Consider the following 20,901-nt stretch of genomic DNA (forward strand, 5'->3'; position numbering starts at 1 on the left):
CCTCTGAGGAATTTCCGATGCACCGACCTTTCCGTTATACGCTACTGGCTTCATCGTTATGGTTTTCTTGCGGCGCGCTGGCGCAGCCGGCGGGTGATCTGCCGCTGATGCCCTGGCCGCAGCAGGTGGACGTGACGCAACCGGCGGGCAAACTGATTTTGGATCACCGGCTGTCGTTAAGCCTCCAGGGCGATGATTTGGGCGACGCGCTGCCGCGCTGGCGCCAGCGCATCGAACTGCAGACCGGCTGGACGCTGGCACCGAGGGAAGAAGCGAACGGCGCGGCGATCAAGGTGGTGATCAAGGATCGGGTGGCGGCGCAGCCGCTGCCGGGCAGCGATGAGAGTTACCGGCTGGCGGTCACGCCGCAGGGCGCCACGCTGACCGCCAACACCCGCTTCGGCGCGCTGCGCGGCATGGAGACCCTGCTGCAGCTGCTGCAGACCGACGGGCAAAACACTTTCCTGCCATTGGTGGATATTCGCGACGTGCCGCGTTTTCCGTGGCGCGGCGTGCTGCTGGATTCGGCGCGCCATTTCCTGCCGCTGCCGGACATTCTGCGCCAGCTTGACGGCATGGCGGCGGCCAAGCTCAACGTATTCCACTGGCACCTGACCGACGATCAGGGCTGGCGCTTCGCCTCCGAGCATTACCCCAAATTGCAGCAGCAGGCCAGCGACGGCCTGTTTTACACCCGTGAACAAATGCGGCAGGTGGTGGCTTACGCCACGGCGCGCGGCATTCGCGTGGTGCCGGAGATAGACATGCCGGGGCACGCCTCCAGCATCGCGGTGGCCTATCCCGAGCTGATGAGCGCGCCGGGGCCGTATCGCATGGAGCGCGAGTGGGGCGTGCATAAGCCGACGCTCGATCCGACCCGCGACGAGGTTTATCAGTTTGTCGACACGATCGTCGGTGAATTGGCAGAGATCTTCCCCGATCCTTATCTGCACATCGGCGGTGACGAAGTGGACGCCAGCCAGTGGCGAGCGTCACCGTCGATACAGGCGTTTATGCAGCAGAACGGGCTGGCGGATACCCATGCGCTGCAGGCCTACTTCAACCAGAAGCTGGAAAAGATCCTCGAGAAGCACCAGCGGCAGATGGTCGGCTGGGATGAGATCTACCACCCGTCGCTGCCGCGCTCGATCGTCATTCAATCCTGGCAGGGGCAAGACTCGCTGGGCGCCAGCGCGCAGGATGGCTATCAGGGCATTCTCTCTACCGGTTTCTATCTCGATCAGCCGCAAAGCACCGCCTATCACTACCGCAATGAAATTCTGCCGCAGCCGCTGGGGGTCGAAACGGCGGTGCAACCCGGCGAGCAGGCGCAAAGCTGGCGTTTCAGCATGCCGCGCCTGAAGGGCAGCGCGGTGGAGGGCAGCTTCACGCTGATCGAGGGCAAGCAGGGCTGGCGCGGCTTTATCGATTTCAACGGCAAGTCGCGCCGCGCGGTGCACGACATCGTCTGGCGCACGCCGCAGCAGGTGACGTTCCGCGTCGATACCTGGATGGGCGACACACGGCCGGTGTTTACGCTGCAACAGGACAAGCTCAGCGGCTATACGCTGGTCGGCAACGTGCGTTATCCCACCAGCGGCGACAAGCTGGCGGCGGCGCCGGCGGGCAAGATGCCGGTGGTGCCGGATGAGAAGGGGCAGGCCAAGATCCTCGGCGGGGAAGCGGCGCTGTGGGCGGAAAACGTGCGCGCGCCGCTGCTCGATCTCAAGCTGTGGCCGCGCGCCTTTGCGGTGGCGGAGCGGCTGTGGTCGGCGCAGGACGTCACCGATGAGAACAACATGTACCGGCGGCTGGCGGCGATCGACGCCTGGTCGGTGGTGTCGGTCGGCCTGCAGCAGCACGCGGAAACGGCGCGCGAATTCACCCGGCTGAGTCACAGCGTGCAGATCATGCCGCTGCAGATCCTGGCCGAGGCGGTGGAGCCGGCGCAGTATTACACCCGCCAGCACCTGAAGTTCCAGGCCGGCAACTATCATCAGTTCGAACCGCTGAATCGCTTTGCCGATGCGCTGCCGCCGGAGAGTGGTGCGGTGCGCGAGATGCATGCGCAGGTCGCGGCTTTGCTGAAGGATAAGCGCGATAAGGCGGCGGCGCAGGCGCTGCGCGAACGGCTGCAGCGCTGGCAGGCGAACGGCGCTGCGCTGCAGACGGCGATCGCGGGCAACCGCGCGCTGCGGGAGCTGGCGCCGGTGGCGCAGGATGTCGATGCTTTGGCCATGCTGGGCTTAACGCTGCTGGAGCGCCATCAGCAGGGCAAACCGCTGAGCCGGGCCGAAGCCGAACAAGCACAGCGCCAGCTGGATGCGGCGGCGCAGACGCGCGACGAAGTGGTGATTGCGGCGGTATACCCGCTGGAGGCGCTGCTGCGCGGGATGCAGGTGCAATGAGGCGGACGGGCTCGTGTGAGCCCGGAACCCTACAGCTGGAGCGGCGGCAACTGGGTGAAAATGCTGACCAGCCCTTCGCCCCAGCCCTTGCGGATGGCGCTGAAGTACGGATGATCTTCGGTAATGCGGTATTGCCGGGCATGACTGAAGCTGTCGCGCGGGTAGATCATCACGTCGAGCGGCAGCCCGACGGACAGGTTGCTGCGTAAGGTTGAATCCAGTGAAATCAGCGCGCATTGCATCGCTTGTTCCAGCGGCGTGTCGTAGTGCAGCACCCGGTCGATGATCGGTTTGCCGTATTTGCTTTCGCCGATCTGAAAATAGGGCGTGTCGCGGGTGGCTTCGATAAAATTGCCTTGCGGGTAGATATGGAACAGCCGCATCTCTTCCCCGCTAATTTGGCCGCCGAGCAGCAGGTTGCAGCTGAAATCGGTGGTGCTGCCGCTTTGCTGCGCCTCACTGTCGCGCTGGATCACCTCGCGCACCGTTTCCCCCACCAGCGTGGCGGCGTCGTAGAGGCTGGGAGCGTTGAGCAGGTTGGGGCGTTCGGCGTCCTTGCTGCGGTGCAACAGCAAACTGATGATGCTCTGGGTGGTCGCCAGGTTGCCGGCGCTTTGCAGCACCAGCGTGCGATCGCCATCCTGTTGGAACACGTGCAGTTTGCGGAAGGTGGAAATATGATCCACCCCGGCGTTGGTACGCGAATCGGACGCAAAGACCAGCCCGGACGACAAACGCATGGCCACACAGTAGGTCATACTACAATCCCTCAAAACAAGACCGGCACGCCGCCAACGCGCAGCGTGCCCGAAACATTTTCCATCGGCAAGCGGCTACTGGCCGGTTGGCATCATTTGTACGGCGGCGATGGCGCTCATGTCTTCGCAGCCGCCGCCCAACCGCATGCCGCGCACCGGGCAGGCGTCCAGATAATCGATGCCGACCGCCAGCTTAAGGTGCTGATTTGGCATGCGCGTATTGTTGGTCACGTCGAAGCTGTGCCAGCGTTCCTCCACCCACACTTCCGCCCAGGCATGGGTGGCGACATGGGTCGAGTCTTCGCTGTACAGGTAGCCGCTGACGTAGCGCGCCGGGATGTTCAGGCTGCGGCAGCAGCTCAGGAAGACATGCGTATGATCCTGACACACGCCGCTGCCGGCGGCGAAAGCCTCGGCGGCGCTGTCGGTCACGCGCGTGGAGCCAGGGCTGTAAGGCATCTTCAGCAGCAGTTCGCCCATCAGATGTTCCAGGCCGCTCAGCACCGCCTGCGGTTGATGATAACGCAGGGCGAAGGCCTGAATGGCGTCATCGGGCTGGGTCAGCGGGCTATGGCGCAGAAATACCAGCGGCGACAGATGCCCGAGCGCCCGATCTTCGACGCCGTCTTCAATTTCCACTTCCCCGAGCACCCGAATGGTGATGGCCTGATGCGGTTCATCAAGCGTCAGCACGTGCAGTACGTTGCCGAAGGCGTCGGTGGTGCGCACCGCGTCATCCGGCAACGACAGTTGCCAGGAGAGGATGCGCTGATGCGGCGAATCCTGCGGCGTCAGCCGCAGATATTGGGTGCTGCGCTGCACCGGCTGAGCGTAGCGATAATGGGTGTTGTGCTCAATATTCAGTTTCATTGCGCCTCCAGATAAGTGTGATGGATGCTTTCGGCGATGCCGTTCACCTGGCCGAGAAAGGCGCTCAACCACTCGCCCAGGCCGATCTTGTTCAGATCCTTCATGCTGCTGAAGCGCAGCTCGGCATGCAGGGTGTGCGCCAGACGTCGCGGTTGGTTGGCGCCGCCGCCGATCAGTTCCAATTGCTGCACCATGTCGCCGACGCAGGCCAGCAGTGAACGCGGGATTTCATTGCGCAGAATCATCAGTTCGGCGATGGTCTCGCGGCTCAACGGCTGCTTGTAGATGCTGTGGTAGGCTTCGCGCGCGCTCACCGCCCGCAGCAGCGTGTCCATGCGGTAATATTCGCGCACCGGGTCGCCGTCGATGTCCATCAGCGTGTTCTTCACCTCCAGCAGACGGGCGGTGCCGTCGGCCCGCTCCAACAGGGTGCCGAGACGGATAAAGCGCATGGCGTCGCTGCGCAGCAGCGTGCCGAACATGGCGCCGCGAAACAGATGGGCGCGCTCCTTCACCCAGTCGAAGAAGGCATCGGCGCCCACCGAGCCGATGCCCTGGCGGCGGATCAGTTTCATCTCTATCCAGGTGGCGTTGATGCACTCCCAGACTTCGGACGACAGGCTGCCGCGCACCGCGTGGGCGTTGTTCCAGCCCATTTGCAGGCAGCTGAAGATGCTGCTGTGGTTGCGGTTGTCGAGCGCGAAGAAACTGACCAGATTCGGCATCGTCAATTCCGGGTAGGCGGCGGCATACAGCTGGCCGGTGCCGGTCAGGTTGAGCGGCACCTGCAGATCCTGATCGCCGCCGTCGCGGATCGGCATCATCGATAGCTTGTTGGTGACGTCCAGCACCCGGGCGATGCTTTCCGCCCGCTCCAGATAGCGGGCCATCCAATAGAGTTCACTGGCGGTACGGCTCAGCATAGGTCGTCCTCCAATACCCAGGTGTCCTTGGTGCCGCCGCCCTGCGACGAGTTCACCACCAGCGAACCTTCCGCCAACGCCACCCGGGTCAGGCCGCCGGGCACCAGGCGGATCTCCGCGCCGCTGAGGGCGAACGGCCGCAGATCGATATGCCGCGGCGCCAGACCGTCGTTGACGAAGGTCGGGCAGGTGGACAGCGCCAGCGTGTTTTGCGCGATGTAATTCTGCGGGCGCGCCAGCAGCAGCGCGCGGAAGCGGGCGATTTCGTCCTTGCTCGCCGTGGGGCCGATCAACATGCCGTAGCCGCCGGCGCCGTGCACCTCTTTCACAACCATCTGTTCGAGGTTGGCCAGCACATACGACAGTTCGCTTTTATGCCGGCACTGCCAGGTCGGCACGTTGTTGAGGATCGGTTCCTCTTGCAGGTAGAAGCGCACCATATCCGGCACGTAGGGGTAGATCGATTTGTCGTCGGCCACGCCGGTGCCGATGGCGTTGGCCAGCACCACATTGCCGGCGCGATACACCGACAGCAGCCCCGGTACGCCGAGCATCGAGTCCGGCCGAAACGCCAGCGGATCGAGGAAGGCGTCGTCCACCCGACGATAGATCACGTCCACTTTGCACGGCCCGGCGTCAGCACCACCACGGTGGGATCGTTGATGGGCGAGCTTTCGCGCAGCGTTTGCAGCAGGTGCGACGGGTAGCGCTCCACCGGCGCGATGCGTTGCCGGGCGAACAGTTCCGGATACAGACGCATCATCATTTTGCGGTTTTCCAGCATGTAAGAGACGCCGGACGGGGTGCGCAAGTTATCTTCCAGCACGTAGTATTGGCCGTCGCTGTTGCGGACCATGTCCACGCCGACGATATGCGCATAGATATCGCGATGCAGATCAACACCTTGCATACAGGGTTGATACTGATCGTTGGCCAGCACCTGTTCTGCCGGAATGAGGCCGGCCTTCAGAATATGCTGCTGGTGGTAAATGTCGTGCAGGAAAGCGTTGAGCGCCTGTACGCGCTGGCGAATGCCGCGATCGAGCATCGCCCATTCGGCGGCCGGAATAATGCGCGGCACGCTGTCGAACGGGATCAACCGCTCGGCGCCGTCATCGTCGCCGTAGACGTTGAAGGTGATGCCCACCCGGTGAAACAGCAGCGCAGCCTCTTCCCGCTTGCGCTGCACGGCCTGGTGATCGGCCTGCTGCAGCCATTGCCAGTAGGCGTCGTAGTGGCCACGGTGTTTTCCCTCAGCCAGAAGCATCTCATCAAAAAACGGTGAAGCGGAAAGATTGATATTCAGCATCGTCACCTCGTCGACATTGCAGGCTGTCAATCAATCGAGCATAAAACGTGCCAAGGCGATAACGGGCGAAAATGGCGCAGAGCGGGGCTGCCGCGATGAAAAACGCCCGTTTGCGGTGCAGGTGCGGCGTAGCGACGCCTTAATATAGGGCGAAAAGGGGGCGGCGGTGAGCGCTAAAGGCGCAGGGACGGCAGGCTGTCGGGGCAGAGCAGAAATAAAAACGGCCAGTCTGCACTGGCCGTGATGCGCGTGAGCGTCGATTAACGACGCACGGCGATGGCTTCGATTTCGATCTTCACGTCTTTCGGCAAACGCGCCACTTCCACGCAGGAGCGGGCCGGGAACGGCGCGCTGTGCTCGGTGAAGAAGGCTTCGTACGCGGCGTTGACGGTGGCGAAGTCGTTCAGGTCTTTCACGAACACGGTGGTTTTCACGATGTCGGCAACGATCAGGCCGGCGGCTTCGACGATCGCCTTGACGTTTTCCAGCGACTGGCGCGCCTGAGCGGCGACGTCGTCGGCGACGGCGCCGGTTTTCGGATCGACCGGGATTTGGCCGGAAGTGATGATCATGCTGCCCAGATCAACGCCCTGCACGTAAGGACCAATGGCTGCCGGGGCGAGTTCAGTGCTGATGTTACGTGACATGTTTTCTCCTGATAAACGAGGATTGTTCTATCCAGAAATCCCATTATAGGGCGTCACCGGGAGAATAACAGCGCCATCTCCCGGCACCCATACCGGGCTTAGTCGGCCTGCAGCACCACCTGGTGCTCGAACTCTTTTTCGCAGTAGCGGCACTTCAGGTGCACTTCGCCGCCGCGCGATTTGACGCTGAAGCTCGACGCCACCGGCTCGCTGCGGCTGATGCAGTTGCCGTTCGGGCAGGTCAGCACGCCGTCGATGTGGTCCGGCAGGCTAAGGGTCAGTTTGCGCACCACTTCATAGTTGTCGATGCGGTTCACCGTGGCCTTCGGCGCGTACATCGCCAGCTGGTTGGCCTGCTGCTCGGTCAGGAAGGTGTTCTCGATCTTGATCAGATCCTTGCGGCCCAGCTCGTTGGAAGGCAGGTTCAGGCCGATGGTGATGCGCTGGTCGGTGGCGGTCAGCTTGAACAGCGTCAGCAGTTTGAAACCGATCTGCGCCGGAATGTGGTCGATCACCGTGCCGCATTTGATCGCTTCGACCTGCAGTTTGTTGTCATGAGTCATGGCGGTTCCCCCTTAAAGAGCCAAATCTGCGTTGAGCACCAGCGCCAGCAACGCCTGGCGGGCGAAGATGCCGTTGCCCGCCTGCTGGAAGTAGTAAGCGTGCGGCGTTTTATCCACGTCGGTGGCGATCTCGTCGATGCGCGGCAGCGGGTGCAGCACCTTGAGGTTGGCGCGCGCGCCGGCCAGATCGGCGGCGCGCAGCACGAACTGCGCCTTCACGTTGGCGTACTCGGACGGATCGAGGCGCTCTTTCTGCACCCGGGTCATGTAGAGAATATCCAGCTCCGGCACCACTTCTTCAATGCTGCCGTGCAGGCTGTACTCGATGCCTTTCTCGTCCAGCATTTTCAGGATGTAGGCCGGCATCGCCAGCGCGTCCGGGGCGATGAAGTAGAAGCGGTTGCCTTCGAACTTGGCCAGCGCCTGAGTGAGTGAGTGCACGGTGCGGCCGTACTTCAGGTCGCCGACCATGGCGATGCTGAGGTTGTTCAGGCGGCCCTGGGTTTCCTGGATGGTGAACAGATCCAGCAGGGTTTGGGTCGGGTGCTGGTTGGCGCCGTCGCCGGCATTGAGCACCGGCACGTTGCCGGAGAACTCCGAGGCCATGCGCGCCGCGCCTTCCTGCGGATGGCGCATCACGATGGCATCCACGTAGGTGCTGATCACCGAGATGGTGTCGGCCAGGGTTTCGCCTTTCTTGCCGAGCGAGGTGTTGCTGCCGTCGGCGAAACCGACCACCGAGGCGCCGAGGCGGTGCATCGAGGTTTCGAACGACAGGCGGGTACGGGTCGAGGCTTCAAAGAAGCAGCTGGCGATCACCTTGTGTTTCAACAGCTCCGGCTGCGGGTTGGCTTTCAGACCGGCGGCGGTGCGCAGCACCAGCTCCAGATCCTCGCGGCTGAGATCGTTAATAGAGATGATGTGTTTGTGATACAGCGGGTTGGCCATTTTTCACTCCTCCTCGACGCGTGCCCGTGGCGCGGGACTTTTTAAGGCAAAAAAAAGCCCCTCAATGAGGGGCTTGAAACGATCGGTTTAGCAACAGGAGAAACAACGGCAGCTGGCCGCCGATAGGCAGTCGGTTTTGTCGATTGCGGCTAACAAAACAAACGTCGTTTTTCATGCTTTCTCCTGGCAAATTGTGGCGCATTATACTCGCGCTTTTCGCCACTGCAAGCGTTAAAACGCCGTTTTTTGCCGCCCCGCAATCGATTGGCCGGCTATTTGCTGACGCGATCGTAGTAGACCATGTCGGCGTTCAGCCCTTGTTGATAGCCTTTGACGTTGTCGCGCAGCACCACTTCGGTTTTGGCCTGATCGATAAACACGTACGGCGAACTGCGCTGCAGCTCCTGCTGCATGGCGGTGTACAGCGCGCGGCGCTTGGCCGGATCGGCTTCGGCCAGCGCCGCCAGCGTCTGCTGGTTCAACTGCGGGATCTGCCAGCCGTTCAGCCCGGCCACCGTGCTGCTCTTGCCGTCGTTGTAGGCAAAGGCGCTGGCGTTGGAGTGAGCGTCGAAGTAATCCGGGATCCACAGGCGGATCGCCGCCTGATGCTGCCTGGCGCGCACGCGGGAGTAAACCTGGCTGCCCGCGGCCGGCAGCAGCTCGACCTTCACGCCGGCGGCGGCGAAGCTACCCTGCAGCGCCTGCGCGATGGTGATGAACGGCGGTTTGTTCTCCACGTCCAGCGTAAAGGCGGCGTGGGTGATGCCCGCCTTGGTCAGGATGGCTTTCGCCCTGGCCGGATCGTAGCTGAACGGGTTGGTCTCCAGCGCGCCCGGCAGCCCGACCGGCAGGAAGCTCTGGTGCACGAAGTATTGTCCCTTCAGCAGCTCCTTCGTGATGCCTTGATAATCCACCAGGTAGCGCGCCGCTTCCCAGAAGGCCGGGTTGCTCAGCAGCGGATTGGCGCCGTTGCCGGTGTTGAACACCAGATAGTTTTGCTCGGCGGACGGGATCTCCAGCACCTTGACGCCGGGCTGATTCTTCAACGTATCGGTCTGGTCGGCGCCCAGTTCGCGGGCGATATCGGCGTCGCCCTGCTGGAGCAGCAGGCGGCGGGTAGCCGGATCCGGCACGTTCTTGATGATGATGTTTTTCAGCTGCGGCTTGTCGCCAGGCGTGGCGGGATTGGCGTCCAGCACGATCGCCTGATGCGGCTGATAGACGCGCATCTTGAACGGGCCGCTGCCGGCGGAGTGCATCTTCAGCCAGGCGTTGCCGAAGTCGCCGTCTTTGACGTTGGCCAGCGCCGCTTTGCTGTCGACGATCGAGGCGATCGGCGTCGAGAGGATATTCAGCGCCACCGCCGGGCTGACATCCGCCGTCCAGCGCAGCTGCACGGTATGTTCGTCGATCTTCTTGAGCTGCGCGTCGATGTTGTCCGGCTGCCAGCCGAGCACGTTGAGGATGAACGCCGGCGATTTGTTCATCTTGACCGCGCGGCTGTAGGAGAAGATCACGTCGTCGGCGGTTAGCGGGTTGCCGGAGGCGAACGCCGCCTGCGGCCGCAGTTTCACCGTCAGCGTTTTGGCCGCCGCATCGCTTTGCCAGCTTTCCGCCAGCACCGGCGCCACCTTGGCCGGATCGTCGCGATCCGCCTGCACCAATCGTTGATACAGGCTGGGCACCGTCTGGATGCTGGAGAGTTCGTTGGCTTCCGCCGGATCTAGGCTGACGATGTCATCCAGCGATTGCACCACCACCAGCGTATTCGGCGGCGTGGCGGCTAATGCGGCGGCGGGCAGGGCGGCGAGCAGGAACAGCGGCAAGAGTTTGGCTTTCATCGGTGTATATCCCCTGAAGGCGCCGCAGAGCGGCGCTGAGAACGGTTTGTTATCGTTGGTTTTTACGGCGCGGGCGCCGTCGGCCTGTCACGGTAGAACCTTTACCGGTGGTGGGCAAAGGTCAATCCGCTATTTGATATTCCAGGAATATATTAGCCGCCCTGGCCGGGGGCGCCAGGGCGGAGGGGGGGATTGTCAGAGGGTTTCGCTCAGCGTGGCGACCAGCACCGCCTTGATGGTATGCAGCCGGTTTTCCGCCTGATCGAACACCACGCTGTGCGCCGATTCGAACACTTCGTCGGTCACTTCCATGCCGCCGTGCAGATCGTACTGCTGCGCCATCTGCTTGCCGAGCGTGGTTTGGTCGTCGTGGAACGCCGGCAGGCAGTGCAGGAACTTCACGTTCGGGTTGCCGGTCAGTTTCAGCATCGCCATGTTGACCTGATACGGCCGCAGCAGCGCAATACGCTCCTGCCAGGTCTCTTTCGGTTCGCCCATCGACACCCAGACGTCGGTGTAGAGGAAGTCGGCGTCTTGCACCCCTTCGGCGATGTCTTCGGTCAGGGTGAGTTTCGCGCCGGTTTGTTGCGCCAGCGCCTGGCACTCGGCCACCAGCTCCGGCTGCGGCCAGCAGGCCTTCGGCGCCACCAGCCGCAGATCCATGCCCGCCAGCGCGACGGCTTCCAGCAGCGTGTTGCCCATGTTGTTGCGCGCGTCGCCGACGTACGCCAGTTTCACCTCGCTCAGCGCCTTGCCCGGCAGGTGTTCCTGCACGGTGAGCAGATCCGCCAGCAGCTGGGTGGGGTGGAACTCGTCGGTCAGGCCGTTCCACACCGGCACGCCGGCGTGCTGCGCCAGGGTTTCCACCAGCGCCTGACCGTAGCCGCGGTACTGAATACCGTCGTACAGGCGGCCCAGCACCCGGGCGGTGTCTTTCATCGACTCTTTATGGCCGATCTGGCTGCCGCTTGGGCCGAGGTACGTGACCTGCGCGCCCTGATCGAATGCGGCAACTTCGAAAGAGCATCGCGTGCGGGTTGAGTCTTTTTCGAAGATGAGCGCAATGTTTTTGCCCTGCAGCCGGCGCTGTTCCTGCCCCAGCTTTTTGGCCTGTTTCAGATCGGCCGCCAGCTTCAGCAGCGCCTGCAGCTCGGCGGGGGTGAAATCCATTAACCTCAGAAAGTGACGTTGGTAGAACGCATTGCCGGTGCTCATAGTCCGATTCCCTGATTGTGTAATTGAATTAAAATTCACTTTATATGTATGAATATTCAATTTCAACCCCGACGAGGAAATCTTTCACGTTTATCGTGGAAGCAATGTCGGCGGTGTGTGAAAATAGAAGGAATGAAGGCCATTTGACTTGAGGATATAGGCATGGCAAACCGCGAATTGCTGGAAGAACAACGTGAAGAGACCCGCCTGATCATCGAAGAGCTGCTGGAAGACGGCAGCGATCCGGACGCGCTCTACACCATCGAGCACCATCTGTCCGCCGAGAAATTTGAGGTTCTGGAGCAGGCCGCCGTTGAAGCCTTCAAGTTGGGCTACGAAGTGACCGACGCCGAAGAGCTGGAAGTGGAAGACGGTTCGCTGGTGATGTGCTGCGACGTGATCAGCGAAGTCGGCCTGAACGCCGAGCTGATCGACGCCCAGGTCGAGCAGCTGGTGGCGCTGGCGGAACGCTGCGGCGTCAACTACGACGGCTGGGGCACCTACTTCGAAGATCCGAACGGTGAAGACGGTGAGGATGACGAAGACGGCGACTACATCGACGAAGACGACGACGGTAAACGCCACTGATTAACCCCGCTTATTCACATGGGCCGGTTCTCGCCGGCCCCTGATATCCCCGTCGTCTTTCAAGCTGCAGCGTTGTTGGCTGCACTCTCTCACCCCAGTCACTTACCTGAGTAAGCTCCTGGGGATGAGTGAGCTGGCCGCCTGGCTGCAACTTGAAATACATAGGGCAATGACGCCATGACATACCAATCCCTGTTAGCCCCGATTTTAAGCTTCCTGCACTGTGAAACTCCCGATGCCTGGATCGACGCCGCGCGCCGTCCGGAAAACCTGCAGCTATTGCTGACCGACCACCTGGTGTGCGAGCTGAAAGCCGCGCAGACCGGCATGTGGCTGATCCGCCGTTACGTGGCGGACAAAGAGAGCGGCGACGCGCTGTTGGCGCTGCTGCGGCCCTACGAGGCGTTTCTGCACGAGGCGCAGGGCGCGCCGGACACGCTGTTCCGCCAGGGCCAGTTCACCCGCAAGATCCTGCCGAAAAACGGCTCGGCCTACGGCCAGGATCTGGCGGATCGCATGGTGCTGTTGATCAAGGAAGAGCTGCATCACTTCTCGCAGGTGCTGGAGATCATGCAGGCGCGCGGGATCCCGTATCGCAAGATCACCGCCAGCCGCTACGCCAAGGGCATGATCCGCGAGATCCGTACCCACGATCCGGCGACGTTGATCGACAAACTGATCTGCGGCGCCTACATCGAAGCGCGATCCTGCGAACGCTTCGCCAAACTGGCGCCGCACCTGGATGATGAGCTGAACCGCTTTTACGTCTCGCTGCTGCGCTCTGAAGCGCGCCACTATCAGGACTACCTGACGCTGGCCGAGCAGATCGCCGGCGGCGACATCAGCGAACGGGTGGCGCATTTCGGCCGCCTCGAAGCTGAACTGATCCTGGCACCGGACAGCGAGCTGCGCTTCCACAGCGGCGTGCCCGCCGCCGCCTGACGTTGAGGCGCGCCCTTACTGCGGTGCGCCCAGCAACAGATCCACCGCCTTTTCCGCCAGCATGATGGTCGGCGCATTGGTGTTGCCGCTGGTGAGCTGCGGCATCACCGAGCAGTCGATCACCCGCAGCCGTTCAAAACCGTGCACCCGCAGCTGCGGATCGGTCACCGCGTCCTGGGGCGACGGCCCCATGCGGCAACTGCCCACCGGGTGATACACCGTCTTGCAGAAGTTGCGCACGAATTCTTCCAGCTGCGCTTCGTCGCGCGTCCACTCCGGCTGCGGCATCAGCAGATCTTTGATCAGCGGCTTCAGCGCCGCGGTTTGCAGGAAATCCAGGCCGAACTTCACCGCGCGCACGCTGCCGGCCAGATCGTCCGGGTGGCCGAGGTAGTTGGCGTGCAGCTTGACCGGATCGCGCGGGTTGCTGCTGCGAAGCTGTACTTCGCCGCGCGCCTTCGGCTGCAGGTAACCGACCTTGAGCGTGAAGCCGTGAATGTTCGGCAGCGGCTCGCCGGGCACGTCGTCCCAGCTGTCCAGCAGCGGCAGGAAGTGGATCTGCACGTCCGGCCGGCCGTCGCCCTGGCTGTCGGTAAAGGCGGCGCCTTCCAGCACGTTGGACGAGAGCACCCCGCTGCGAAACGCCAGCCACTGCGCGCCGTGGCTCAGCGCCTGCAGGCCGCGATCGGCGCCGAACAGGCTGATCGGCTCGCGGGTGCTGACGTTGATCGACATGTGCAGGTGGTCGTGGAAGTTTTTACCCACCGGCAGATCCGCCCGCACCTCGATGCCCAGCTGCTGCAGGTGATCGCGCGGGCCGATGCCGGACAGCATCAGCAGCTTCGGCGAACCGACCGCGCCGGCGCTGACGATCACCTCTTTGGTGGCGCGGGCGGTCACTTCCGCGCCGCCATTCTGGCTGTAGACCACGCCGGTGGCGACGTTGCCCTCGAAGGTCAGCCGGTGCGCCAGGGCGTTCAGTTTCACCACCAGCCGCCGTTCGTCGCGCACCGCCTTCAGGTAGGTGCGGGCGGTGCTGGCGCGCTCGCCGTTGTGGGTGGTGGTTTGGTAGAAACCGACGCCGTGCTGGCTGTCGCCGTTGAAGTCGTTGCGATAGGGCAGGTTCAACTCCTGGCCGGCGCGGATAAACGCCATGCTCAGCGGATGGCGGTAGCGGTTCTCGCTGACCGGCAGCAGCCCGTCGGCGCCGTGGTAGTCGTCTGACAGGCTTTCATTGGCCTCGGCGCGTTTGAAATAGGGCAGCACCTCCCGGTAGCTCCAGCCGGCGCAGCCGTAGCGCTCGGCCCAGTCGTCGTAGTCCTGCGGCTGGCCGCGCAGGTAGATCATGCCGTTCACCGAACTGCTGCCGCCCAGCACCTTGCCCTGCGCGATCTGCATGCGGCGGTTATTGGCGTGCGGTTCCGGCTCCGTCTCATAAGGCCAGCTTTTTTTGGCGATGATCTTGGCCACCCCGGCCGGCATCTTGATGAACAGGTTATTGTCGTCGCCGCCGGCTTCCAGCAGCAGCACCCGCGCCTGGGTGCGGCGGATCAGCTGCGCCGCCAGCACACAGCCGGCGGAACCGGCGCCGACGATGATGTAATCAAAGGTATTTTCCGACATGACAGCACTCCGTGCGCGATTGGGATACTGGCAGAGTAACGCGGGGGAAAAGGCGGTCAATTTGCGATCGTTAATTTATTAACGAACTTCACATTAAATTTACATCGTGGTTTTTAACGTCAGTTTATCTGCTTGAAAAACGGCGTTATAGCGAGTTTTACTGATTGATTGCGATATTAATAAAAAAGGCGCAGCAAGCTGCGCCCTGATGAAGAGGCGGGGGAGGATTACAGCGTTTTCAGCATGGTGACTTCACAATCGACGTGGCCGGTGGCGCCCATCGCGTGGTCGATGTGTTCGAAGCCCAGATGTTCGTACAGCGCAACGGCCTGCGTCAGGCTGGCGGTGGTCTCGAGGTAACAACAGCGGAAGCCGTGCTGGCGGGCGAAATCCAGCGCCTGCAACGCCAGGCGTTTCGCCAATCCCTTGCCGCGCAACACCGGCAGGAAATACATCTTCTGCAATTCGCAAATATCGTCTGCGCCGCCCTGCAGCGGCGCGATGCCGCCGCCGCCGGCGACCTGGCCGTCCACCTCGATCACCCAGTAAGCGCTGCGCGGCAGGCTATAGAGCTGATACAGGGCATCCAGGTTGGGATCGGAGACGGTATAGCCTTTATCCGCCGTCAGGCCGTGCTCGGCGGAGACTTCGCGAATGACGTGAGCAATGGCGGCATTGTCTTCCGCCGTGATGGGGCGCACCAGCAGGCGCGCCGGGGTTGCTGTTGTCATGTTTACACTCGCCATTGAAAGAGACCACGTTCGTTTTTCGTTTTTATCGCAGCACGAAACGCGCCGGGGATTATTTCCCGGCGGCGTCCCTGCAGCAGTAATATCTTGTAATAACATCTAACCCGGCCCGGATGCAACGGCGATAAAAAAACAGCGGGGAAGACCCCGCTGTTTTCAGGCGTTGGCGTGAGCCGGTGGATTACAGCGCGGCGATGGTCGCCTGCTGTTCCTGCAGCTTCACTTTGCCTTCTTTGCAAGCCGCCAGACGATCGCGTTCTTTGGCGACCACCGCTTCCGGCGCGCGCGCCACGAAGCCTTCGTTCGCCAGCTTGCCTTCGATCGAAGCGATTTCCGCATCCAGTTTGCCCATCTCTTTGGCCAGACGCGCGATCTCGGCGTCCTTGTCGATGAAACCGGCCATCGGGATCAGCAGCTCGGCGCCGTCCACCAGCTTGGTGACGGAGACCGGGCCTTTCTCACCGGCCGGCAGCAGCGCGATGGATCCCAGGCGCGCCAGACGGGCGATAAAGCTTTGGTTCTCCTGCACGCGGCGCTGGGCGTCGGCGCTGCAGTTGCGCAGCAGCACGTCGAGCGCTTTGCTTGGCGCGATGTTCATCTCGGCGCGGATGTTGCGCACGGCGATGATGGTTTGCTTGATCCACTCCAGATCGTTCAGCGCCTGCTCGTCTTCCAGCGCGGCGTCGTAGGCCGGGAACGGCTGCAGCATGATGGTGTCTGCGGTCGTACCGGTCAGCGGCTTCACGCGCTGCCAGATGGTTTCGGTGATGAACGGAATGATCGGGTGCGCCAGGCGCAGCAGCGCTTCCAGCACGGTGATCAGCGTGTGGCGGGTGCCGCGCTGTTCCGCTTCGCTGCCGTTGCTCACGACAGGCTTGGTCAGCTCCAGATACCAGTCGCAGAACTGGTTCCAGGTGAATTCGTACAGGATGTTGGCCGCCAGATCGAAGCGGTAGGTATCCAGCGCTTCGCGGTAGGCTTTCACCGTGCGGTTGAATTCGGCCAGGATCCAGCGATCAGCCAGCGACAGCACTTTCTCGCCGCCGTTGAAGCCGCAGTCGTGCGCTTCGGTGTTCATCAGCACGAAGCGGCTGGCGTTCCACAGCTTGTTACAGAAGTTGCGGTAGCCTTCCAGGCGCTTCATGTCCCAGTTGATGTCGCGGCCGGTCGAGGCCAGCGCCGCCAGGGTGAAGCGCAGGGCGTCGGTGCCGTGCGGCTCGATGCCGTTCGGGAATTGCTTCTCGGTGCGCTTGCGGATCTTCTCCGCCAGCTGCGGCTGCATCATGTTGCCGGTGCGTTTTTCCAGCAGATCTTCCAGCGAGATGCCGTCGACCATGTCCAGCGGATCGATCACGTTGCCTTTCGACTTGGACATCTTCTGGCCTTCGTCGTCGCGGATAAGACCGGTCATGTAGACGGTCTTGAACGGCACCTGCGGCTTGCCGTTTTCATCCTTGATGAAGTGCATGGTCAGCATGATCATGCGCGCGATCCAGAAGAAGATGATGTCGAAGCCGCTGACCATCACGCTGGTCGGGTGGAAGGTTTTCAGCGCGTCGGTCTGCTCCGGCCAGCCCAGGGTGGAGAAGGTCCACAGGCCTGACGAGAACCAGGTGTCCAGCACGTCTTCGTCCTGGGTCAGCACCACGTCGGCGCCCAGGTTGTTCTCGCTGCGCACTTCTTCTTCGCTGCGGCCTACGTAGACTTTGCCGTTCACGTCGTACCAGGCCGGGATGCGGTGGCCCCACCACAGCTGACGCGAGATGCACCAGTCCTGGATGTCGCGCATCCAGCTGAAGTACATGTTTTCGTACTGTTTCGGCACGAACTCGATTTGGCCCTGTTCGACCGCTTCCACCGCCACTTTGGCCAGCGGCGCGGTGCGCACGTACCATTGGTCGGTCAGCATCGGCTCGATCACCACGCCGCCGCGGTCGCCGTAAGGCACCGTCAGGTCGTGCGGTTTAATCTCGTCCAGCAGGCCCAGATTTTCGAAGGCGGCAACCACCGCTTTACGCGCCGCGAAGCGCTCCAGGCCACGGAACTCGGCCGGGATCTCGTTGCAGTAGTCGGTGCAGACTTCGCCCAGGGTGTTGAACACTTCCGCTTCCTGACGGATGTCGCCGTCGAAGGTCAGAATGTTGATCATCGGCAGGCCGTGGCGTTTGCCGACTTCGTAGTCGTTGAAATCGTGCGCTGGGGTGATCTTCACGCAGCCGGTGCCTTTTTCCATATCGGCATGTTCGTCGCCGACGATGCGGATGCGGCGGCCGACCAGCGGCAGAATGATCTCTTTGCCGATCAGGTTCTTATAGCGCGGATCTTCCGGGTTGACCGCCACGCCGGTATCGCCCAGCACGGTTTCCGGACGGGTGGTGGCGACCACCAGGTAGTCTTTGCCCTCGGCGGTTTTCGCGCCGTCGGCCAGCGGGTAGCGCAGGTGCCACATGGAACCTTTGGATTCGCGGTTTTCCACTTCCAGATCGGAGATGGCAGTGCGCAGCTTCGGATCCCAGTTCACCAGGCGCTTGCCGCGGTAGATCAGATCTTCTTTGTGCAGACGGACAAACACTTCGCGCACTGCGTTCGACAGGCCTTCGTCCATGGTGAAGCGCTCGCGCTCCCAGTCCACGGAGTTGCCCAGACGGCGCATCTGGCGGGTGATGGTGCCGCCGGATTCCGCTTTCCACTGCCAGATCTTGTCGATGAACGCGTCACGGCCGTAGTCATGGCGGGTTTTGCCTTCTTCTGCGGCGATCTTGCGTTCCACCACCATCTGGGTGGCGATGCCGGCGTGGTCGGTGCCCGCCTGCCACAGGGTGTTTTTACCCTGCATGCGCTGATAGCGAATCATGGTGTCCATGATGGTCTGCTGGAACGCGTGGCCCATGTGCAGGCTGCCGGTGACGTTCGGCGGCGGGATCATGATGCAGAAGCTTTCCTGGCTGGTATCGCCGTTCGGCTTGAAGTAACCCTGATTCTCCCAGTGATCGTACAGCTTCTGTTCGATCTGTTTTGGGTCGTATGCGGTATCGAGCTGACTGTTTGTCTTTTCCATTCTTTATCGTATTCAGTGAGTTGGCGGCGTAGCCGTGGTCAAATGGAAGCCGACGCTGCGATAGGCCTTGTAACGGTCGCGCGCCAACTGTTTCAGAGTGTCTTCGTAAGGAACGAAGTCTACCACTTCATGGAAAGCGGTAGCAAAATCGGCAAACTGCGGCAGCAGGGCGATCAGCAGATCGCGCGGGGCGTTGCCGCGCTTGCCGGGCCAGCACAGTTCCACCGGCGCGCCGTAGTGCGGCCCTTCGCCGGCCAGGTTGTGCGGCACGAATTCATGCGGCTCGCGCTGCCACAGCGCTTCGTCCAGCCGCTGGGCCTGCTCCTGGCTCTCGCAGGCGATCAGCACCCGCTTGCCGGCGCGGAAGCCGTTGGCGGCAACGGCGCAGGCCACGGCCTCATGGGCGCTGAGCGCGCCTGACGGTTCCGCGTTGTCGAGCAAATAAAACGTCGCCTGTTTCATTAAGGATCCACCGCTGCCGATAAAAAAACAGGGCACAACATGTAGGTTGCGCCCTTTTTGGGAACGGAGCAGATAACTCTACCCCTTCGCTGCTGAGAGGATTATATACCCAATAGATTTCAAGTTGCAGCTAGGCGGCAAGTTCGTTCATCCCCAGGAGCTGACATCAAGTCAGTGACTGGGGTGAACGAATGCGGCCAACAACGCTGCGGCTTGAAAGATGAAGGGTATTTAATCGTCGCCGTTCAGGCCTGCACGGTTGAGCAAGAACTGCGACAGCAGCGCCACCGGGCGGCCGGTCGCGCCCTTGGCTTTACCGGAGCGCCAGGCGGTGCCGGCGATATCCAGGTGCGCCCAGGTGTACTTGCGGGTGAAGCGCGACAGGAAGCAGGCAGCGGTGATGGCGCCGCCAGGGCGGCCACCGATGTTCGCCATGTCGGCGAAGTTGGAGTCCAGCTGCTCGTAGTACTCGTCGGCCATCGGCAGGCGCCAGGCGCGGTCGCCGGCCTGCTCGGAAGCGCCCAGCAGCTCGTGCGCCAGCGGGTTGTGGTTCGACATCAGGCCGGTGATGTGGTGGCCCAAGGCGATCACGCAGGCGCCGGTCAGGGTGGCGATGTCGATCACCAGCTCCGGCTCGAAGCGCTCGACGTAGGTCAGGGTGTCGCACAGCACCAGACGGCCTTCGGCGTCGGTGTTGAGCACCTCGACGGTCTGGCCGGACATGGTGGTCAGCACGTCGCCCGGACGATACGCCCGGCCGCCCGGCATGTTTTCACAGCCGGCCAGCACGCCGATCACGTTCAGCGGCAGGTTCAGCTCCGCCACCACGCGCATCACGCCGTACACGGTCGCCGCGCCGCACATGTCGTATTTCATCTCGTCCATGCCGTCGGCCGGTTTGATCGAGATGCCGCCGGAGTCGAAGGTCAGCCCTTTGCCTACCAGCACGATCGGCTTAGCGTCCGGATTTGGGTTGCCCTTATATTCCATCACCGACATCAATGATTCGTTCTGCGAACCGGCGCCGACCGCCAGATAGGCGTTCATGCCCAGCTCTTTCATCTGCTGTTCGCCGATGACGCGGGTGGTGATGTTGGTGCTGAAGGCGTCCGCCAGCTGACGGGCCTGCGAGGCCAGGTAGCCGGCGTTACAGATGTTCGGCGGCATGTTGCCGAGATCTTTGGCCGCCTTGATGCCGGAAGCCACCGCCAGACCGTGCTGAATCGCGCGCTCGCCGCTGGTGAGCTCACGGCGGGTCGGCACGTTGAACACCATTTTGCGCAGCGGACGACGCGGCTCCACCTTGTTGCTTTTCAGCTGATCGAAGGTGTAGAGCGTCTCTTTGGCGGTTTCTACCGCCTGACGCACTTTCCAGTAGGTGTTGCGGCCTTTCACGTGCAGCTCGGTCAGGAAGCAGACCGCTTCCATTGAGCCGGTGTCGTTGAGGGTATTGATGGTTTTCTGGATCACCTGCTTGTATTGGCGCTCATCGAGCTCGCGCTCTTTGCCGCAGCCGATCAGCAGGATGCGCTCGGAGAGAATGTTGGGCACATGGTGCAGTAGCAGCGTCTGCCCGACCTTGCCTTCCAGTTCGCCACGGCGCAGCAATGCGCTGATATAACCATCACTGATTTTGTCGAGTTGTTCTGCGATAGGGGACAGGCGGCGCGGTTCGAAAACGCCGACTACAATACAGGCACTGCGCTGTTTTTCCGGGCTACCGCTTTTTACACTGAACTCCATGCACTCTCCTGAATCTTAAAGACAAAGGCGGACGCTACGGCTAGAATAATCGACTCCGTAACGATCTCCCGCCATTTGAGTTAACGGATTATGTTAACCTGAACGGCGTAAATTGCTCTGTTTTGGCGACTATAAGCAAGTTCCTATAGGACACCCAAACGGCTTGATGTTGTAATACTATTTTAGCTGTGAAGGTTGCCATATGATGAGAATAAATGGCGGATTAGCGATGAAATTATCGATTTTCCTGCAAA

The 20,901-nt window shown here is 61.9% G+C and carries 16 protein-coding genes and 1 pseudogene; 3 read left to right on the forward strand and 14 right to left on the reverse strand.

What is annotated here, in order from left to right; all coding sequences use genetic code 11:
- Window positions 1-17 precede the first annotated feature (17 nt).
- Window positions 18-2,408: a beta-N-acetylhexosaminidase gene (locus ACJ8PN_RS11595; RefSeq protein ID WP_442534955.1), complete on the forward strand. Its 2,391-nt coding sequence runs from the start codon at window positions 18-20 to the stop codon at window positions 2,406-2,408.
- Between the two features lie 29 nt (window positions 2,409-2,437).
- Here the strand turns inward: ACJ8PN_RS11595 and ACJ8PN_RS11600 are convergent, their stop codons facing one another.
- The 9 genes and pseudogenes from ACJ8PN_RS11600 to argF all read right to left on the reverse strand — a co-directional run bounded on the left by ACJ8PN_RS11600 (window position 2,438) and on the right by argF (window position 11,482).
- A complete protein-coding gene (locus ACJ8PN_RS11600; protein ID WP_015376453.1) occupies window positions 2,438-3,166 on the reverse strand; it encodes a proteasome-type protease in 729 nt (242 codons plus the stop codon).
- Window positions 3,167-3,241: 75 nt separating this feature from the next.
- A complete protein-coding gene (locus ACJ8PN_RS11605) occupies window positions 3,242-4,036 on the reverse strand; it encodes a transglutaminase family protein (protein WP_004933384.1) in 795 nt (264 codons plus the stop codon).
- Complete coding sequence (locus ACJ8PN_RS11610) at window positions 4,033-4,959, reverse strand: alpha-E domain-containing protein (protein WP_004933382.1); 927 nt, start codon at window positions 4,957-4,959, stop codon at window positions 4,033-4,035. The genes ACJ8PN_RS11605 and ACJ8PN_RS11610 overlap by 4 nt, the downstream gene beginning before the upstream one ends.
- Window positions 4,953-6,268: pseudogene (locus ACJ8PN_RS11615) on the reverse strand (circularly permuted type 2 ATP-grasp protein). Before ACJ8PN_RS11615 ends, ACJ8PN_RS11610 begins: the two are co-directional and overlap by 7 nt.
- A 260-nt stretch (window positions 6,269-6,528) precedes the next feature.
- Window positions 6,529-6,915 carry a 2-iminobutanoate/2-iminopropanoate deaminase gene (gene ridA, locus ACJ8PN_RS11620; protein ID WP_004933379.1) on the reverse strand — a complete coding sequence of 129 codons (387 nt, stop codon included), beginning with the start codon at window positions 6,913-6,915 and terminating at the stop codon, window positions 6,529-6,531.
- Between the two features lie 98 nt (window positions 6,916-7,013).
- A complete protein-coding gene (gene pyrI, locus ACJ8PN_RS11625; protein ID WP_004933377.1) occupies window positions 7,014-7,478 on the reverse strand; it encodes an aspartate carbamoyltransferase regulatory subunit in 465 nt (154 codons plus the stop codon).
- 12 nt (window positions 7,479-7,490) lie between these two features.
- Window positions 7,491-8,426 (reverse strand): aspartate carbamoyltransferase, encoded by a 936-nt coding sequence (gene pyrB, locus ACJ8PN_RS11630; protein ID WP_171402869.1) that lies wholly within the window; start codon window positions 8,424-8,426, stop codon window positions 7,491-7,493.
- Between the two features lie 272 nt (window positions 8,427-8,698).
- Window positions 8,699-10,267, reverse strand: coding sequence for an ABC transporter substrate-binding protein (locus tag ACJ8PN_RS11635; RefSeq protein ID WP_442534956.1), 1,569 nt, complete (start codon window positions 10,265-10,267; stop codon window positions 8,699-8,701).
- Window positions 10,268-10,462: 195 nt separating this feature from the next.
- The gene (gene argF / locus ACJ8PN_RS11640; protein WP_442534957.1) at window positions 10,463-11,482 is read right to left on the reverse strand and encodes an ornithine carbamoyltransferase; all 1,020 of its coding nucleotides are present in this window, start codon (window positions 11,480-11,482) and stop codon (window positions 10,463-10,465) included.
- A 162-nt stretch (window positions 11,483-11,644) separates the two neighbouring features.
- Here argF and rraB point away from each other — a divergent pair, with 162 nt between their 5' ends.
- Window positions 11,645-12,070 carry a ribonuclease E inhibitor RraB gene (rraB, locus tag ACJ8PN_RS11645; RefSeq protein WP_004933365.1) on the forward strand — a complete coding sequence of 142 codons (426 nt, stop codon included), beginning with the start codon at window positions 11,645-11,647 and terminating at the stop codon, window positions 12,068-12,070.
- A gap of 177 nt (window positions 12,071-12,247) precedes the next feature.
- Window positions 12,248-13,012 carry a tRNA isopentenyl-2-thiomethyl-A-37 hydroxylase MiaE gene (miaE, locus tag ACJ8PN_RS11650; protein ID WP_280597853.1) on the forward strand — a complete coding sequence of 255 codons (765 nt, stop codon included), beginning with the start codon at window positions 12,248-12,250 and terminating at the stop codon, window positions 13,010-13,012.
- A gap of 15 nt (window positions 13,013-13,027) precedes the next feature.
- On the opposite strand, the gene ACJ8PN_RS11655 is transcribed toward miaE, so the two are convergent.
- From ACJ8PN_RS11655 to pepA, 5 genes are all read right to left on the reverse strand, one after another.
- Window positions 13,028-14,635 (reverse strand): GMC family oxidoreductase, encoded by a 1,608-nt coding sequence (locus tag ACJ8PN_RS11655; RefSeq protein WP_016929278.1) that lies wholly within the window; start codon window positions 14,633-14,635, stop codon window positions 13,028-13,030.
- A 227-nt stretch (window positions 14,636-14,862) separates the two neighbouring features.
- Window positions 14,863-15,366 carry a GNAT family N-acetyltransferase gene (locus ACJ8PN_RS11660; RefSeq protein ID WP_016929277.1) on the reverse strand — a complete coding sequence of 168 codons (504 nt, stop codon included), beginning with the start codon at window positions 15,364-15,366 and terminating at the stop codon, window positions 14,863-14,865.
- A gap of 199 nt (window positions 15,367-15,565) precedes the next feature.
- Window positions 15,566-18,442 (reverse strand): valine--tRNA ligase, encoded by a 2,877-nt coding sequence (locus ACJ8PN_RS11665; protein WP_442534958.1) that lies wholly within the window; start codon window positions 18,440-18,442, stop codon window positions 15,566-15,568.
- A gap of 12 nt (window positions 18,443-18,454) precedes the next feature.
- Window positions 18,455-18,904 carry a DNA polymerase III subunit chi gene (locus ACJ8PN_RS11670; RefSeq protein ID WP_004933353.1) on the reverse strand — a complete coding sequence of 150 codons (450 nt, stop codon included), beginning with the start codon at window positions 18,902-18,904 and terminating at the stop codon, window positions 18,455-18,457.
- A gap of 231 nt (window positions 18,905-19,135) precedes the next feature.
- Window positions 19,136-20,647: a leucyl aminopeptidase gene (gene pepA, locus ACJ8PN_RS11675; protein WP_004933352.1), complete on the reverse strand. Its 1,512-nt coding sequence runs from the start codon at window positions 20,645-20,647 to the stop codon at window positions 19,136-19,138.
- Window positions 20,648-20,901 lie beyond the last annotated feature (254 nt).

Origin of the sequence: Serratia sp. CY76391, from assembly GCF_052166695.1 — a bacterium.
GTDB lineage: Bacteria > Pseudomonadota > Gammaproteobacteria > Enterobacterales > Enterobacteriaceae > Serratia > Serratia nematodiphila.

Coding starts and splice junctions, on each gene's coding strand:
- ACJ8PN_RS11605 (WP_004933384.1), bottom strand. CDS start 4,036: ATGAAACTGAATATTGAGCACAACACCCATTATCGCTACGCTCAGCCG.
- ACJ8PN_RS11635 (WP_442534956.1), bottom strand. CDS start 10,267: ATGAAAGCCAAACTCTTGCCGCTGTTCCTGCTCGCCGCCCTGCCCGCC.
- ACJ8PN_RS11660 (WP_016929277.1), bottom strand. CDS start 15,366: ATGACAACAGCAACCCCGGCGCGCCTGCTGGTGCGCCCCATCACGGCG.
- ACJ8PN_RS11600 (WP_015376453.1), bottom strand. CDS start 3,166: ATGACCTACTGTGTGGCCATGCGTTTGTCGTCCGGGCTGGTCTTTGCG.
- pepA (WP_004933352.1), bottom strand. CDS start 20,647: ATGGAGTTCAGTGTAAAAAGCGGTAGCCCGGAAAAACAGCGCAGTGCC.
- rraB (WP_004933365.1), top strand. CDS start 11,645: ATGGCAAACCGCGAATTGCTGGAAGAACAACGTGAAGAGACCCGCCTG.
- ACJ8PN_RS11610 (WP_004933382.1), bottom strand. CDS start 4,959: ATGCTGAGCCGTACCGCCAGTGAACTCTATTGGATGGCCCGCTATCTG.
- pyrI (WP_004933377.1), bottom strand. CDS start 7,478: ATGACTCATGACAACAAACTGCAGGTCGAAGCGATCAAATGCGGCACG.
- ridA (WP_004933379.1), bottom strand. CDS start 6,915: ATGTCACGTAACATCAGCACTGAACTCGCCCCGGCAGCCATTGGTCCT.
- ACJ8PN_RS11595 (WP_442534955.1), top strand. CDS start 18: ATGCACCGACCTTTCCGTTATACGCTACTGGCTTCATCGTTATGGTTT.
- ACJ8PN_RS11655 (WP_016929278.1), bottom strand. CDS start 14,635: ATGTCGGAAAATACCTTTGATTACATCATCGTCGGCGCCGGTTCCGCC.
- argF (WP_442534957.1), bottom strand. CDS start 11,482: ATGAGCACCGGCAATGCGTTCTACCAACGTCACTTTCTGAGGTTAATG.
- ACJ8PN_RS11665 (WP_442534958.1), bottom strand. CDS start 18,442: ATGGAAAAGACAAACAGTCAGCTCGATACCGCATACGACCCAAAACAG.
- ACJ8PN_RS11670 (WP_004933353.1), bottom strand. CDS start 18,904: ATGAAACAGGCGACGTTTTATTTGCTCGACAACGCGGAACCGTCAGGC.
- miaE (WP_280597853.1), top strand. CDS start 12,248: ATGACATACCAATCCCTGTTAGCCCCGATTTTAAGCTTCCTGCACTGT.
- pyrB (WP_171402869.1), bottom strand. CDS start 8,426: ATGGCCAACCCGCTGTATCACAAACACATCATCTCTATTAACGATCTC.